The sequence below is a fragment of the Citrobacter sp. RHBSTW-00524 genome (assembly GCF_013747755.1).
Lineage (GTDB): Bacteria > Pseudomonadota > Gammaproteobacteria > Enterobacterales > Enterobacteriaceae > Citrobacter > Citrobacter braakii.
The window spans coordinates 626156-640761 of sequence record NZ_CP056421.1 but is presented as its reverse complement, the minus strand read 5'-3'; the positions used below and the strand labels follow the sequence as shown (position 1 = coordinate 640761).

Genomic DNA, 14606 nt, shown 5'->3' with positions numbered 1-14606 from the left:
GACACAGATGATTCCGATTGATGTCGAATGCTTTGCGTAGAGACACTGATGCCACTACTATCGTTCCACTTTCTATGACAATAACGACAGCCTGATGCCAAAATTACGCCTGATTGGATTAACTTTACTCGCACTTAGCGCCACTGCAGTCTCTCATGCCGAAGAAAAGCGCTATGTTTCTGACGAACTGAACACCTGGGTCCGCAGCGGTCCGGGAGATAATTATCGCCTCGTGGGTACGGTTAACGCCGGCGAGGAAGTCACGCTATTACAGACCGATGCCAACACTAACTACGCCCAGGTGAAAGACAGCACCGGACGTACCGCCTGGATCCCACTGAAAGAGCTGAACAGTACGCCGAGCCTGCGTACCCGCGTTCCCGATCTGGAAAACCAGGTTAAGACCTTGACCGATAAGCTCAATAATATCGACACCACGTGGAATCAGCGCACCGCCGATATGCAGCAAAAAGTGTCGCAAAGCGACAGCGTAATCGACGGGCTGAAACAAGAAAACCAGAAGCTGAGGAACGAGCTTATCGTGGCGCAAAAGAAGGTCAGCGCAGCCAACCTTCAGCTTGATGACAAACAGCGCACCATCATCATGCAGTGGTTTATGTACGGCGGCGGCGTGCTGGGTCTTGGTTTGTTGCTCGGCTTGGTTCTGCCACACATGATCCCCAGCCGTAAACGCAAAGATCGCTGGATGAACTGAATCGCCTTCTCCGCCACACTGACATATGATTAAGGGATCATAATTTCAAAAGGAAAGTGGTGTGAAGATTTATCTGGTCGGTGGTGCTGTTCGGGATGCGTTATTAGGGCTACCGATTAAAGATAAAGATTGGGTTGTTGTCGGCGCCACGCCGCAAGAGATGCTCGACGCGGGCTACCAGCAGGTAGGCCGCGATTTTCCCGTGTTTCTGCATCCGCAAACCCGGGAAGAGTATGCGCTGGCGCGTACCGAACGCAAATCAGGCTCGGGGTATACCGGATTCACCTGTTACGCCGCGCCGGATGTGACGCTGGAGGCCGATCTTCAGCGTCGCGATCTGACCATCAACGCAATGGCCCGCGATGACGACGGCGAGATTATCGATCCGTATAACGGACGCGACGATCTGGAAAACCGTCTGCTACGCCATGTGTCCCCCGCCTTTAGCGAAGATCCATTGCGCGTGCTGCGCGTGGCGCGCTTTGCTGCCCGCTATGCGCACCTCGGTTTTCGTATCGCTGAAGAAACCATGACGCTGATGCGCGATATGAACGCCGCAGGGGAACTGGAGCACCTGACGCCAGAGCGGGTGTGGAAAGAAACAGAAGGTGCTTTAACCACCCGCAACCCACAGGTATTTTTTCAGGTCCTGCGCGACTGCGGCGCACTGCACGTCCTGTTTCCGGAAGTAGATGCCCTGTTTGGCGTTCCCGCGCCCGCGCAATGGCACCCGGAAATTGATACCGGTATTCACACGCTGATGACGCTGTCGATGGCGGCCATGTTAAGTCCGGAGGTCGACGTGCGTTTCGCCACGCTGTGCCACGATCTTGGCAAGGCATTGACGCCAAAAGCGCTGTGGCCACGCCACCACGGTCACGGTCCGGCTGGCGTTAAGCTGGTCGAGCAACTGTGCCAACGCCTGCGCGTGCCGAATGACATCCGTGATTTAGCCAAACTGGTAGCCGAGTTCCACGACCTCATTCATACCTTCCCGATCCTGCAGCCGAAAACCATCGTTAAGCTGTTTGATTCCATCGATGCCTGGCGCAAACCGCAGCGCGTGGAGCAAATCGCCCTGACCAGCGAGGCCGACGTGCGTGGGCGAACCGGTTTTGAAGCGGCGGATTATCCGCAAGGCAGGCTGTTGCGTGAAGCCTGGCAGGTTGCGCAGGCGGTACCAACGAAAGACGTCGTTGAGGCGGGATTCAAAGGTCAGGCTATTCGCGAGGAACTGACCCGGCGTCGTATCGCGGCGGTAGCCGACTGGAAAGAACAACGTTGCCCGAAAGCGTAGACAGTGCATTGCCGGATAAGCGTTAACGCCGCTATCCGGCAAGCTAGTAAAATCAGAAGAACACGACGTAAACGGCAGCCGCCACAATAAAGCGGTAAATCGCAAACGGAATAAACGAGATGCGCTTAATCAGCTGCAGGAAGGTTTTGATCGCCACCAACGCCACGATAAACGCCGTCACGAAACCAACTGCAAACATCGGAATATCTGATGCGCTGAGGAACGTCCAGCTTTTGTAGAGATCCAGCGCCGTTGCGCCCATCATCATCGGCACGGCCAGCAGGAAGGAGAATTCGGAGGCCGCGTAACGGCTTACTCCCATCAGCATACCGCCAGAAATCGTCGCCCCGGAACGAGAAAAACCCGGCCACAGCGCCAGACACTGGAAACAGCCAATCATAAACGCCTGGCGATAAGTCATATCATCCAGACCCGGCGCACGCGGCTCTTTCGGCTTCAGGCATTCTGCGGCAATCAGCAGCACGCCCCCTACCACCAGCGCATACATCACGTTGATCGGGTTAAACAGCGATTTGATGATGTCGTGGAAAATCAGTCCCAGTACGACGGCAGGAACCATCCCCAACAGGATATGGCCCAGCGTCAGCCGACCTTTGCCAGTGCCTTCATGTGGGACCTTACCGAAGTGAATACCAATCAGGCCAAACAGACGTCGCCAGAACATCACCACGACCGCCAGGATAGAGCCCAACTGGATTACCACCTCAAATGTTTTTGCGGTGTCACCCTCAAAACCCAGCAAGTGGCCAACAATAATCATATGGCCGGTACTGGAAACGGGTAAAAACTCCGTCAATCCTTCGACCACACCCAAAATTGCCGCCACCAGCAGCGAGTGCATATCACTCATTAATGAACCTCTAGATAGATAAACCACGGCGAAAACGAGCCGACATAAAGACCCTTTTATACCCGTTTGGTTTAGATATTATTATTTTAATTATTTTCTTTCAGATTATTGCCACGCTCAATGATAACCCCGACGTTCGCCGCACGGGCTACCGCGCCAGGTTTACTGAGTTTGATCCGCACCCATGGAGAATTAAAACGGCTCAGCAGCAGATCCGCCACCTCTTCCGCCACGCGTTCGACCAGCGCAAAGCGCCCGCCTTCCACATGATTAACAACCGTTTGAGCAATATCAGCATAGCTCAGGCAATCAGCCACATCATCGCTTTTAGCCGATTTACGGTTGTCCCACGCCATTTCGATATCGAACACCAACTGTTGTTCGATCGTTTGTTCCCAGTCGTAAACACCAATAGTGGTGATTACAGAAAGTTGCTCTATAAATACAATATCCATCACGACCTGCCTGCTTTTTGGCTAACCCGGATACCACTTCCGGCGAAATATGCGTATTATCCACAGAAGTAGCGTTTTACACGACATTTTCAAAACGGAACAGCTTATGAGTGCAATCGCGCCTGGAATGATTATCTTCGCGTACCTCTGTGGCTCAATTTCCAGTGCTATTCTGGTATGCCGCCTTGCTGGATTACCGGACCCGCGTGACAGCGGATCTGGGAATCCGGGCGCGACAAACGTATTGCGCATCGGTGGCAAAGGAGCCGCCGTCGCGGTGCTGATTTTCGACGTCCTGAAAGGTATGTTACCCGTCTGGGGTGCCTATGCGCTAGGCATTAGCCCCTTCTGGCTGGGATTGATCGCGATCGCCGCCTGTCTGGGTCACATTTGGCCGGTCTTCTTCGGCTTTAAAGGTGGGAAAGGCGTTGCCACCGCCTTTGGCGCAATTGCGCCGATTGGTTGGGATTTAACCGGCGTGATGGCCGGAACCTGGCTGCTGACCGTCTTATTAAGCGGCTATTCATCACTAGGCGCTATCGTCAGCGCGCTGATCGCCCCCTTTTACGTCTGGTGGTTCAATCCCCAGTTCACTTTCCCGGTGTCCATGCTGTCGTGCTTAATTCTGTTACGCCACCATGACAACATTCAGCGTCTGTGGCGTCGTCAGGAGCCAAAGATCTGGACCAAGCTGAAGAAAAAACGCGAAAGAGACCCAGAGTGATTTTAATGTCGGATAGCGACGCAACAGCGTCTTATCCGGCGTGGGGAATGTGATACCCCTCTACCGGTTTGCCTAATCGGTGCTGGCACCACGTCGCCAGAAACTCCACGCACACCCGAAGCTTCACGCTGCGGTACAGCGGCTCCTGATAAACCGCCCAGATATTGGCGCTTTGCGCATAGTCCGGCAGCACGCGCACCAGTTCACCGCTTGCCAGAAACGGCTGCAGGTCCCATTCGGAACGCAGCATAATCCCTTTTCCCTGTAGCGCCCACTGCAACACAATCTCGCCGCTGTTAGAGGAAAGATGTCCCGCCACCTTGACCGACTTTTTCTCCTGGCCGTTATCCAGCTCCCACACCCCGTGCGTCATATCGCGTTCTTTAGTGACCAGGCAATCATGACGACTTAATTCCTGCAGCGTTGTCGGCTCACCGTATTTTTGTAAATACGTCGGCGCTGCACATAATATTCTTCTATTTTTCGTTAACAAATGCGCAATATAATAATCCGGAATCTCGTCATTAATACGAATATCCAAATCGATATTATCCTGCGCCAAATCAATTTGCCGATCATAAAGTTCAAAATGCACCTGTAATTCAGGATAGCTATGCATCAGTTCGGTAATAGCCGGTGCAATATAACTGCGCCCAAAGCCAAAGCTACAGCCGATACGAATCATCCCTGCCGGGCGCGTTTTGAGTTGCGTGACGTCATCGACCAGATGCTGATAGCCCGCAAGAATAGCCTGCGCATGTTCATAACAACGTTGACCACTCTCCGTGAGTATCACGCCGCGCGCGGAGCGGCTTAGCAGCGTCGTCCCCAGCGTGGACTCAAGGATCTGAATGCGTTTCGTCACAAACGCGGGTGTTTGGCCCAGCGCCGCGGCGGCGGCACTGAAGCTGCCGCTATGAACAATTTCAACCAGGACCTGCAGGTCTTTCGCGAGGGGATACGTGTTCAGCATGATAGGTATATCCGTAAAGTTGTTAACCGCAGTGTAATTCCCTCATGCGTATTAAACCCTGCCTTTGCGCAATTTTTATTGCTTATCTGAACATCATTCACGATCTGTTAATTGGATATTCACAGTGGCAAATAATATAAACCCACATTTTTAGTGGTAGTTTGTGGCGGAGAATTTATTTCCAGATAAATAAAAGAACTGGAGTTAACAAGATGAGCAATCAAAATAACCAAAATGCGATAACTACGCTGACAAACATTGTCGCCGATTTTACCGCCATGATTTCTACCCGCATGCCTGACGACGTCGTAGATAAATTAACACAGCTGCGTGAAGGCGAAACTTCGCCGATGGGTAAAATCATCTACCACACCATGTTTGACAACATGCAGAAAGCTATCGACCTGAACCGTCCGGCCTGTCAGGACACCGGCGAGATTATGTTCTTTGTGAAGGTCGGCTCCCGTTTTCCGCTGCTGGGCGAACTGCAAAGCATCCTGAAACAGGCCGTTGAAGACGCCACGGTAAAAGCGCCGCTGCGCCATAACGCGGTCGAGATTTTTGACGAAGTGAATACCGGCAAAAATACCGGTACCGGTGTGCCGTGGGTCACCTGGGACATCATCCCTGATAACGACGACGCGGAAATCGAAGTCTACATGGCAGGCGGCGGTTGTACGCTGCCGGGACGTTCAAAAGTGTTAATGCCTTCTGAAGGCTACGAGGGCGTGGTGAAATTTGTCTTCGAAAATATCTCCACGTTGGCAGTCAACGCTTGCCCGCCGGTGCTGGTGGGCGTAGGTATTGCCACCTCCGTGGAAACCGCCGCCGTCCTTTCTCGTAAAGCGGTGCTACGTCCTATCGGATCACGTCATCCGAATCCAAAAGCGGCCGAACTGGAACTGCGTCTTGAAGAAGGGCTGAACCGTCTGGGCATTGGCCCGCAAGGGTTGACCGGGAATAGCTCGGTGATGGGCGTGCATATCGAATCCGCCGCACGCCATCCGTCGACTATCGGCGTTGCCGTTTCTACCGGCTGCTGGGCACACCGTCGCGGCACGCTGTTGGTTCATGCTGACCTCTCCTTCGAAAACCTGTCTCACACCCGGAGCGCGTTATGAAAAAGATCCTCACAACCCCGATCAAAGCCGAAGATCTGGCCGACATTCGCGTTGGCGATGTCATCTACCTGACCGGTACGCTGGTGACCTGTCGTGACGTGTGTCACCGCCGCCTGATCGAACTGAAGCGCCCGATTCCTTATGACCTGAACGGCAAAGCCATTTTCCACGCGGGGCCCATCGTACGTAAGAACGGTGAAAAATGGGAGATGGTCTCCGTTGGCCCAACCACCAGCATGCGTATGGAAGCGTTTGAGAAAGACTTTATCGAGCAGACGGGCGTCAAACTGGTGGTCGGCAAGGGCGGCATGGGACCGCTAACGGAAGCAGGCTGCAAACAGTTTAAAGCGCTGCACGTAATCTTCCCGGCAGGTTGTGCGGTCGTGGCGGCAACCCAGGTTGAAGAGATCGAAGAGGTACACTGGACCGAACTTGGCATGCCGGAGTCCCTGTGGGTATGTCGGGTTAAAGAGTTCGGCCCGCTGATCGTTTCCATCGACACCCACGGCAATAACCTGATCGCCGAAAACAAAAAGCTGTTCGCTGAACGTCGCGATCCTATCGTCGATGAAATCTGCGAGCACGTGCACTACATCAAATAACCCTCCCGGAGAGGCGCTGCGCCTCTCCCTTTTCGTAGGGATACAACAATGGCACCTTTAGCTGGTTGGTGGCGATACCTGGCTCCGCTGGTGGTCATCGCCATTATTGCTGTACTGCCCGTCCCCAACGGTCTTGAGAGCCACACCTGGCTCTATTTTGCCGTTTTTACCGGTGTGATTGTGGGCCTTATTCTGGAACCTGTACCGGGCGCGGTGGTAGCGATGATTGGCATTTCGATTATCGCCGTCCTTTCACCGTGGCTGCTGTTCAGCCCGGAGCAACTCGCGCAGGACGGTTTTAAATTTACCGCCAAATCGCTGTCATGGGCGGTCTCTGGTTTTTCAAACTCGGTAATCTGGCTTATCTTCGCGGCCTTTATGTTTGGTACCGGCTATGAGAAAACCGGGCTCGGTCGACGTATCGCGCTGATGCTGGTGAAGAAGATGGGGCACCGGACGCTATTTCTTGGCTATGCGGTGATGTTCTCTGAACTTATCCTCGCTCCCGTCACGCCGTCCAACTCCGCGCGCGGGGCCGGAATAATCTACCCGATTATCCGCAACCTGCCGCCGCTGTATAACTCGCAGCCCAATAGCGCCAGTTCTCGCTCCATTGGCTCGTACATTATGTGGATGGGCATTGTCGCCGACTGCGTCACCAGCGCCATTTTCTTAACGGCGATGGCGCCGAACCTGCTGTTAATCGGCCTGATGAAAGGCGCGTCCCACACGGCGCTGAGCTGGGGCGACTGGTTCTTAGGCATGCTGCCGCTGAGTATTTTACTGGTGCTGATTGTGCCCTGGCTGGCGTACGTGTTGTATCCACCGGTACTGAAATCCGGCGATCAGGTTCCGCGCTGGGCGGATACAGAGCTAAAAGCAATGGGACCGCTCTGCGCACGCGAGAAAAAGATGTTGGTGCTGATGGTCGGCGCACTGGTGCTGTGGATCTTCGGCGGCGATTACATTGACGCCGCGATGGTCGGATACAGCGTAGTGGCGTTGATGCTGGTACTGCGCATCATTAGCTGGGATGACATCGTCAGTAATAAAGCCGCGTGGAACGTCTTTTTCTGGCTGGCCTCGCTGATAACGCTGGCGACCGGGCTCAATAACACCGGTTTTATTACCTGGTTCGGCAAGCTGCTGGCAAACGGGTTGAGCGGTTATTCGCCGATGATGGTGATGGTGGCGCTCATTGTGGTGTTCTATCTGCTGCGCTACTTCTTTGCCAGCGCCACGGCGTATACCTCCGCCCTGGCACCGATGATGATTGCCGCCGCACTGGCAATGCCGGAAATTCCACTTCCGGTCTTCTGCCTGATGGTCGGCGCAGCCATTGGTCTCGGCAGCATTCTGACCCCGTATGCCACCGGTCCTAGCCCTATCTACTACGGCAGCGGCTATTTGCCGACGGTAGATTACTGGCGACTCGGTGCTATTTTTGGCCTGATTTTCCTTGTGCTGCTGGTGATTACCGGTCTGGTCTGGATGCCCCTCGTTTTACTGTAAAACCCCATTGGGGCGGCATATTGTCGCCCCTTTATCCATAAGCTTCTCATATGATCGATTTCCCGATGCGCTGAGGCATACTTTTTTGTATGCAAACACCCTCATGCTGATAAGGGAAACGCTCTGGACACGGTTGCGCACGAGACACTCACACGGGGCTGGCAGGCCGAACTGGATCTGCATTTCACCCGCACTGGGCACAACACGGTGCTCGCCTCGGCGCGTCATCAGGGTCCATTGACGGTTCAGCGCCCGTTTTACCCGGAAGAGGACGTCTGCCACCTCTATTTGCTTCATCCACCCGCGGGGATCGTCGGCGGGGATGAACTACACATTGCCGTAACTCTCAACGAAAACAGTCATGCGTTAATCACCCAGCCCGGCGCGGGAAAGTTTTATCGCAGCGGTGGCCCGCAGGCGTTGCTGCGCCAACATTTCACGCTCGCGCCGCACGCCACGTTGGAGTGGCTCCCCCAGGATACGATCCTCTTTCCCGGCGCCAACGCCACTATCCAGTCCGTCTTTCACATCGCGTCGGAGAGTCGACTGCTGGCCTGGGATCTGCTGTGCCTCGGGCGACCAGTTATGCAGGAGTCCTTCAGCCACGGCTCGCTGCAAAACCGTCTGGAAGTGTGGCGAAATGGGCAGCCGTTGCTGATAGAGCGCTTGCAGTTGCAGAAGGGGGAGCTGAGCGGCGTCGCGCACCATCCGTGGGTCGGCACGTTGCTGTGTTATCCGGCCACTGAAAACATGCTGGAAGGCACGCGCGAGCGGCTGATGCCGCTTGGCGATTACGCCGGGGCAACGCTTAACGACTCACTGCTGACGATCCGCTTTCTTGCCGACGACAACCTGATTGTTCAGCGCGTTATGCGTGACATCTGGCAATTTCTGCGCCCGCTTTTGACACACAAACCGCCCGTACTACCGCGAATCTGGCAAACCTAAGAGACCCCGTATGGAACTGACCCCCAGAGAAAAAGACAAGCTGTTGCTGTTTACCGCCGCGCTGGTGGCAGAACGTCGCCTGGCCCGCGGGCTGAAGCTGAACTATCCGGAATCGGTGGCGCTAATTAGCGCTTTCATCATGGAAGGGGCACGCGATGGTCAAACCGTGGCCTCGCTGATGGAAGACGGGCGTCACGTCCTGCGCCGCGATCAGGTGATGGAAGGCGTTCCGGAGATGATCCCAGATATTCAGGTTGAAGCGACGTTTCCGGACGGATCAAAGCTGGTCACCATCCACAACCCGATCGTTTAAGGAGCGGCAATGATCCCAGGTGAATATCAGATAGCCAAAGGCAATATCGCGCTCAATCAGGGGCGGGAAACCTGTACGATCGTGGTGGAAAATCATGGCGACAGACCCATCCAGGTGGGATCGCACTATCACTTTTCCGAGGTGAACCCGGCGCTGCGCTTTGACAGGCGGGCTGCACGCGGCTTTCGTCTAAACATTCCTGCGGGCACGGCGGTACGTTTTGAGCCGGGACAAAAACGCGAAGTCGAACTGGTGCGCGTCGCTGGCGCACAAAGGATCGTGGGTTTTCGCAGCGAAGTGATGGGGGCACTGGAGGCAAATGATGAGTGAAATTTCACGGCAGGCGTACGCCGACATGTTTGGCCCAACCACCGGCGATAAGGTACGTCTGGCGGATACCGACCTGTGGATTGAGGTGGAAAAAGACTTCACCACCTACGGCGAAGAGGTCAAATTCGGCGGCGGGAAAGTGATCCGCGACGGCATGGGTCAGGGACAAATGCGCGCGCAAGCGTGTGTGGATCTGGTGATAACCAACGCCCTGATCGTCGATCACTGGGGGATCGTGAAAGCGGATATCGGCATCAAGGACGCCAGGATCTTCGCCATCGGTAAAGCGGGTAATCCCGATATTCAGCCCGACGTCACGATCCCGATAGGTGTGGGAACTGAAGTCATCGCCGGGGAAGGCAAGATCGTCACCGCGGGCGGTGTGGATACGCATATTCACTGGATCTGCCCACAGCAGGCACAGGAGGCGCTGGTTTCCGGCGTAACGACGATGATCGGCGGCGGCACCGGCCCGGCAGCAGGAACTAACGCCACCACCTGCACGCCGGGTCCGTGGTACATCGCGCGCATGCTGCAGGCGGCAGACGCCTTGCCGGTTAACATCGGTTTGCTCGGCAAAGGCAACGGCTCAAACCCTGACGCCCTGCGCGAGCAAATCACCGCGGGCGCCATTGGCCTGAAAATCCATGAAGATTGGGGCGCTACGCCAGCCGCCATCAACTGTTCCCTGGAAGTAGCAGAGGAGATGGATATCCAGGTGGCGCTGCACAGCGATACGCTCAATGAGTCCGGTTTCGTTGAAGATACGCTGGCGGCGATTGGCGATCGCACCATTCATACTTTCCACACCGAAGGCGCGGGCGGCGGCCATGCGCCAGATATCATCACCGCCTGCGCGCATCCGAATATTCTGCCCTCCTCCACTAACCCGACGCTGCCCTATACCGTCAACACCATCGACGAGCATCTCGACATGCTGATGGTTTGCCACCACCTCGATCCGGATATCGCCGAAGACGTGGCTTTTGCCGAATCACGCATTCGCCGGGAAACGATCGCTGCCGAAGATGTGCTGCATGACATTGGCGCGTTTTCCCTGACCTCGTCCGATTCACAGGCGATGGGGCGCGTGGGCGAAGTGATCCTGCGCACCTGGCAGGTGGCGCACCGCATGAAGGTTCAGCGTGGTCCGCTGGCAGAAGAAACAGGAGACAACGACAACCAGCGCGTTAAACGCTACGTCGCCAAATACACCATCAACCCGGCGCTAACCCACGGCATCGCCCACGAAGTTGGCTCCGTTGAGCCTGGCAAACTGGCCGATCTGGTGCTGTGGTCCCCAGCCTTTTTTGGCGTAAAACCAGCGACGATCGTAAAGGGCGGGATGATCGCCTGTGCGCCGATGGGCGATATCAACGCCTCGATCCCCACCCCGCAGCCGGTGCATTACCGCATGATGTTCGGCGCACTTGGCGCGGCGCGGCATCGTACTCGGCTGACCTTTATTTCGCAGGCCGCTAACGCGCAAAACATCCCGCAGCAGCTCAATTTGCAAAGCGCCATCGCCGTCGTCAAAGGCTGTCGGACGGTGAAAAAGGCCGACATGATCCACAACGGCCTGCAACCCAATATTACCGTCGATGCTCAGACTTATGAGGTGCGCATTGATGGCGAACTAATCACCAGCGAACCGGCAGACGTTTTGCCGATGGCGCAACGCTATTTCCTGTTTTGAGGAGTGACGATGATCTACCTGACCCAACGCCTTGACCACGCCCACCGCGTCACCGCAAGCGTCACGCTACCCATTGATATTCGAGTAAAAAGCCGTGCCAGAGTGACGTTGAACGACGGTCGCGAAGCCGGGCTAATGCTTCCGCGCGGTTTGCTGTTACGCAGTGGTGATCTGCTGACCACCGAAGATGGCAGCGAGGTGATCGAAGTGATCGCCGCGCCGGAGTCAGTTTCCGTGGTGCGCTGCGCCGATCCTTTCCTGCTCGCCAAAGCCTGTTATCACCTCGGCAATCGCCACGTTCCGCTGCAAATTCTGCCGGATGAGTTGCGCTACCATCACGATCATGTGCTGGACGCCATGTTGCGCCAGTTCAGCCTGGAGGTGACGTTCGCTCAACTACCGTTTGAACCGGAAGCAGGCGCTTATGCCAGTGAATCACACGGGCATCATCACGCCCATGCGCACTGATGCATAACATCCAACAGTTGCGTCTGATGCAGCTCGCCAGCAGCGCTCTCCCGGTGGGGTCGTTTACCTGGTCCCAGGGTCTGGAGTGGGCGGTTGAAATCGGCTGGGTGAAAAGCGCCGATGACTTCTCTGACTGGCAAATCCAGCAGATGGAGCAGAACTTCTTTACCGTCGACCTACCGCTACTGGCGAGACTGTATCGCGCCTGCGAGCAGGACGATCTCGCTGCAGCACGCCGCTGGAGCGCTTACCTGTTGGCCTGTCGGGAAACCCGCGAACTACGGGATGAAGAACGCAGTCGGGGCGCGGCGTTTACGCGGCTGGTCACCGACTGGGAAGCGGATTGCTCGCGGGAGTGGCGCGCGCTCTTTGTCGACAGCCAACTCTGCGGTATGGCCTGGCTGGGCGTGCGCTGGAAAATCCCCCTGACGGAGCTGGCGTTAAGCCTCGGCTACAGCTGGATTGAGAGCGCAGTGATGGCTGGCGTCAAACTGGTCCCTTTTGGGCAGCAGGCGGCCCAGCGTTTGATCTTTGCGCTCTGCAACCGGTATGCACAAGGTCTGGCACAGGCGCTGGCGTGTCCTGACGCCAGCCTCGGCTCCGCAACGCCGTTGGCGGCCATCGCATCTGCCCGGCATGAAACCCAATATTCCCGATTATTCCGCTCCTGAGGAGAAAAAATGAGTAACAACAAGCATCCCCTGCGCGTGGGCGTTGGCGGCCCGGTTGGCTCCGGCAAAACGGCGCTGCTGGAAGCGTTATGCAAATCCATGCGCAGCAGCTATCAACTGGCGGTGGTAACCAACGATATCTATACCAAAGAAGATCAGCGCATTCTCACCGAAGCAGGCGCACTGGAGCCAGACAGGATCGTCGGCGTGGAAACCGGCGGTTGCCCGCATACCGCTATCCGTGAAGATGCGTCGATGAATCTGGCCGCCGTAGAGGCGCTGAGCGAGAAATTCGGCAATCTGGATCTGATTTTTGTGGAAAGCGGCGGCGATAACCTGAGCGCCACCTTCAGCCCGGAATTAGCGGATCTGACGATCTATGTGATCGACGTTGCCGAAGGTGAGAAGATCCCGCGTAAGGGTGGCCCGGGGATCACCAAATCTGATTTTCTGGTGATCAATAAAACCGATCTGGCCCCTTACGTGGGCGCCTCGCTGGAGGTGATGGAGCGCGATACCCTACGCATGCGCGGCGAGCGTCCGTGGACGTTTAGTAATTTAAAATCCGGAGAAGGTCTGGAAAAAATTATCGCGTTTCTGGAAGAGAAAGGGATGCTGCGGGAGTAGAGTATTGCCCGGTGGCGCTACGCTTACCGGGCCTACAATATTATGTACTTATGCCGCCGGTAATTCCGCCAGCGGCCAGCGAGGACGCACGGTCACGCCAAGATCCGCCGTTGCACCCGCTTTAAAACGCACCATGCCCGCGTAGGCGATCATCGCCCCGTTATCGGTGCAAAATTCCGGACGCGCGTAAAACACTTCGCCACGACGCTTTTGCATCATCTCGGCCAGTTTTGCACGCAGCGTACGGTTAGCGCTCACGCCCCCCGCCATCACCAGACGTTTAAAACCGGTTTGATCCAGCGCACGTTTACACTTGATCATCAGCGTATCAACCACAGCATCTTCAAACGCACGGGCGATATCTGCACGCGTCTGATCGTCATTTTCATTATTACGAATGGTATTCGCGGCGAAGGTTTTCAGGCCGGAGAAGCTGAAATCCAGACCCGGACGGTCAGTCATCGGGCGCGGGAAGACAAAGCGTTTTTCAACGCCTTGCGATGCAAGCTTTGACAGCATTGGGCCGCCAGGATAATCCAGCCCCAGCAGCTTGGCCGTTTTATCGAACGCTTCACCAGCGGCATCATCTATCGATTCACCCAGTAATTCATACTGCCCAATACCGGTGACGCTGATCAGCTGCGTGTGACCGCCGGAAACCAGCAGCGCAACGAATGGGAAAGCAGGGGGATTATCTTCCAGCATCGGTGCCAGCAGATGCCCTTCCATATGGTGCACAGGAATTGCCGGTACGCCCCAGGCGAATGCCAGCGAACGTCCTACGGTTGCGCCGACCAGCAGCGCGCCAACCAGACCAGGACCTGCGGTATACGCCACCGCATCAATCTCTTTTGCCGTCAGTCCCGCTTCTTTCAGCGCGGCCTGGATCAGCGGTACGGTTTTACGTACGTGATCGCGCGAGGCCAGTTCTGGCACTACGCCGCCGTAGTCAGCGTGTAATTTCACCTGACTATACAATTGGTTGGCTAAAAGACCTTTTTCATCGTCGTAAATGGCGATGCCGGTTTCATCGCAGGATGTTTCAATACCCAGTACACGCATGACTTGTTTTACCTCGCTCTATTACCGCGCAGTGTAGGACCAATGCGGGTTGATGTAAAACTTTGTTCGCCCCAGGAGTTCCGCTCGTGTATACTCCTTATCCTTATAAAAGTCCCTTTCAAAATCGCGTCGGTGCTTTACAAAGCAGCAGCAATTGCAGTAAAATTCCGCACCATTTTGAAATAAGCTGGCGTTGATGCCAGCGGCAAACCGAATTTATA

General features: G+C 55.6%; 17 protein-coding genes. 13 read left to right on the top strand and 4 right to left on the bottom strand.

The window, feature by feature from the left end; all coding sequences use genetic code 11:
* Positions 1 to 94 precede the first annotated feature (94 nt).
* Positions 95 to 715 (top strand): TIGR04211 family SH3 domain-containing protein, encoded by a 621-nt coding sequence (locus tag HV229_RS03135; RefSeq protein WP_016154533.1) that lies wholly within the window; start codon positions 95 to 97, stop codon positions 713 to 715.
* A 61-nt stretch (positions 716 to 776) separates the two neighbouring features.
* A complete protein-coding gene (locus HV229_RS03130; protein ID WP_047358654.1) occupies positions 777 to 2012 on the top strand; it encodes a multifunctional CCA addition/repair protein in 1236 nt (411 codons plus the stop codon).
* Positions 2013 to 2064: 52 nt separating this feature from the next.
* Here the strand turns inward: HV229_RS03130 and bacA are convergent, their stop codons facing one another.
* Entirely contained in the window at positions 2065 to 2883 is an 819-nt protein-coding gene (gene bacA, locus HV229_RS03125; protein ID WP_016154535.1) for an undecaprenyl-diphosphate phosphatase, read from the bottom strand.
* Positions 2884 to 2969: 86 nt separating this feature from the next.
* Positions 2970 to 3338 carry a bifunctional dihydroneopterin aldolase/7,8-dihydroneopterin epimerase gene (gene folB, locus HV229_RS03120; RefSeq protein WP_003828442.1) on the bottom strand — a complete coding sequence of 123 codons (369 nt, stop codon included), beginning with the start codon at positions 3336 to 3338 and terminating at the stop codon, positions 2970 to 2972.
* Positions 3339 to 3444: 106 nt separating this feature from the next.
* Between folB and plsY the strand changes: the two genes are divergently transcribed.
* On the top strand, positions 3445 to 4062 hold the full coding sequence (plsY, locus tag HV229_RS03115) for a glycerol-3-phosphate 1-O-acyltransferase PlsY (RefSeq protein ID WP_016154536.1): 618 nt from the start codon (positions 3445 to 3447) through the stop codon (positions 4060 to 4062).
* A gap of 31 nt (positions 4063 to 4093) precedes the next feature.
* Here plsY and HV229_RS03110 read toward each other — a convergent pair whose 3' ends face one another.
* Positions 4094 to 5035: a LysR family transcriptional regulator gene (locus HV229_RS03110; protein WP_016157496.1), complete on the bottom strand. Its 942-nt coding sequence runs from the start codon at positions 5033 to 5035 to the stop codon at positions 4094 to 4096.
* 212 nt (positions 5036 to 5247) lie between these two features.
* Here HV229_RS03110 and ttdA point away from each other — a divergent pair, with 212 nt between their 5' ends.
* From ttdA to ureG, 10 genes are all read left to right on the top strand, one after another.
* Positions 5248 to 6156: a L(+)-tartrate dehydratase subunit alpha gene (ttdA, locus tag HV229_RS03105; RefSeq protein WP_047358656.1), complete on the top strand. Its 909-nt coding sequence runs from the start codon at positions 5248 to 5250 to the stop codon at positions 6154 to 6156.
* Positions 6153 to 6758, top strand: a complete 606-nt coding sequence (gene ttdB / locus HV229_RS03100; protein ID WP_016154539.1) for a L(+)-tartrate dehydratase subunit beta — start codon at positions 6153 to 6155, stop codon at positions 6756 to 6758. Before ttdA ends, ttdB begins: the two co-directional genes overlap by 4 nt.
* Positions 6759 to 6806: 48 nt before the next feature.
* Positions 6807 to 8270, top strand: coding sequence for an anion permease (locus HV229_RS03095; protein ID WP_049283285.1), 1464 nt, complete (start codon positions 6807 to 6809; stop codon positions 8268 to 8270).
* Between the two features lie 123 nt (positions 8271 to 8393).
* Complete coding sequence (locus HV229_RS03090; RefSeq protein WP_220132594.1) at positions 8394 to 9218, top strand: urease accessory protein UreD; 825 nt, start codon at positions 8394 to 8396, stop codon at positions 9216 to 9218.
* A 10-nt stretch (positions 9219 to 9228) separates the two neighbouring features.
* Entirely contained in the window at positions 9229 to 9531 is a 303-nt protein-coding gene (locus tag HV229_RS03085; RefSeq protein WP_181546880.1) for an urease subunit gamma, read from the top strand.
* 9 nt (positions 9532 to 9540) lie between these two features.
* Complete coding sequence (locus tag HV229_RS03080) at positions 9541 to 9861, top strand: urease subunit beta (RefSeq protein WP_016154543.1); 321 nt, start codon at positions 9541 to 9543, stop codon at positions 9859 to 9861.
* A complete protein-coding gene (gene ureC / locus HV229_RS03075; RefSeq protein WP_019077710.1) occupies positions 9854 to 11557 on the top strand; it encodes an urease subunit alpha in 1704 nt (567 codons plus the stop codon). The genes HV229_RS03080 and ureC overlap by 8 nt, the downstream gene beginning before the upstream one ends.
* A gap of 9 nt (positions 11558 to 11566) precedes the next feature.
* Positions 11567 to 12025 carry an urease accessory protein UreE gene (gene ureE, locus HV229_RS03070; RefSeq protein WP_016157501.1) on the top strand — a complete coding sequence of 153 codons (459 nt, stop codon included), beginning with the start codon at positions 11567 to 11569 and terminating at the stop codon, positions 12023 to 12025.
* Complete coding sequence (locus HV229_RS03065; protein ID WP_053388746.1) at positions 12025 to 12696, top strand: urease accessory protein UreF; 672 nt, start codon at positions 12025 to 12027, stop codon at positions 12694 to 12696. Before ureE ends, HV229_RS03065 begins: the two co-directional genes overlap by 1 nt.
* Before the next feature lie 9 nt (positions 12697 to 12705).
* Positions 12706 to 13323: an urease accessory protein UreG gene (ureG, locus tag HV229_RS03060; protein WP_016154547.1), complete on the top strand. Its 618-nt coding sequence runs from the start codon at positions 12706 to 12708 to the stop codon at positions 13321 to 13323.
* 48 nt (positions 13324 to 13371) lie between these two features.
* On the opposite strand, the gene tsaD is transcribed toward ureG, so the two are convergent.
* The gene (gene tsaD, locus HV229_RS03055; RefSeq protein ID WP_003024694.1) at positions 13372 to 14385 is read right to left on the bottom strand and encodes a tRNA (adenosine(37)-N6)-threonylcarbamoyltransferase complex transferase subunit TsaD; all 1014 of its coding nucleotides are present in this window, start codon (positions 14383 to 14385) and stop codon (positions 13372 to 13374) included.
* Positions 14386 to 14606: the final 221 nt, after the last annotated feature.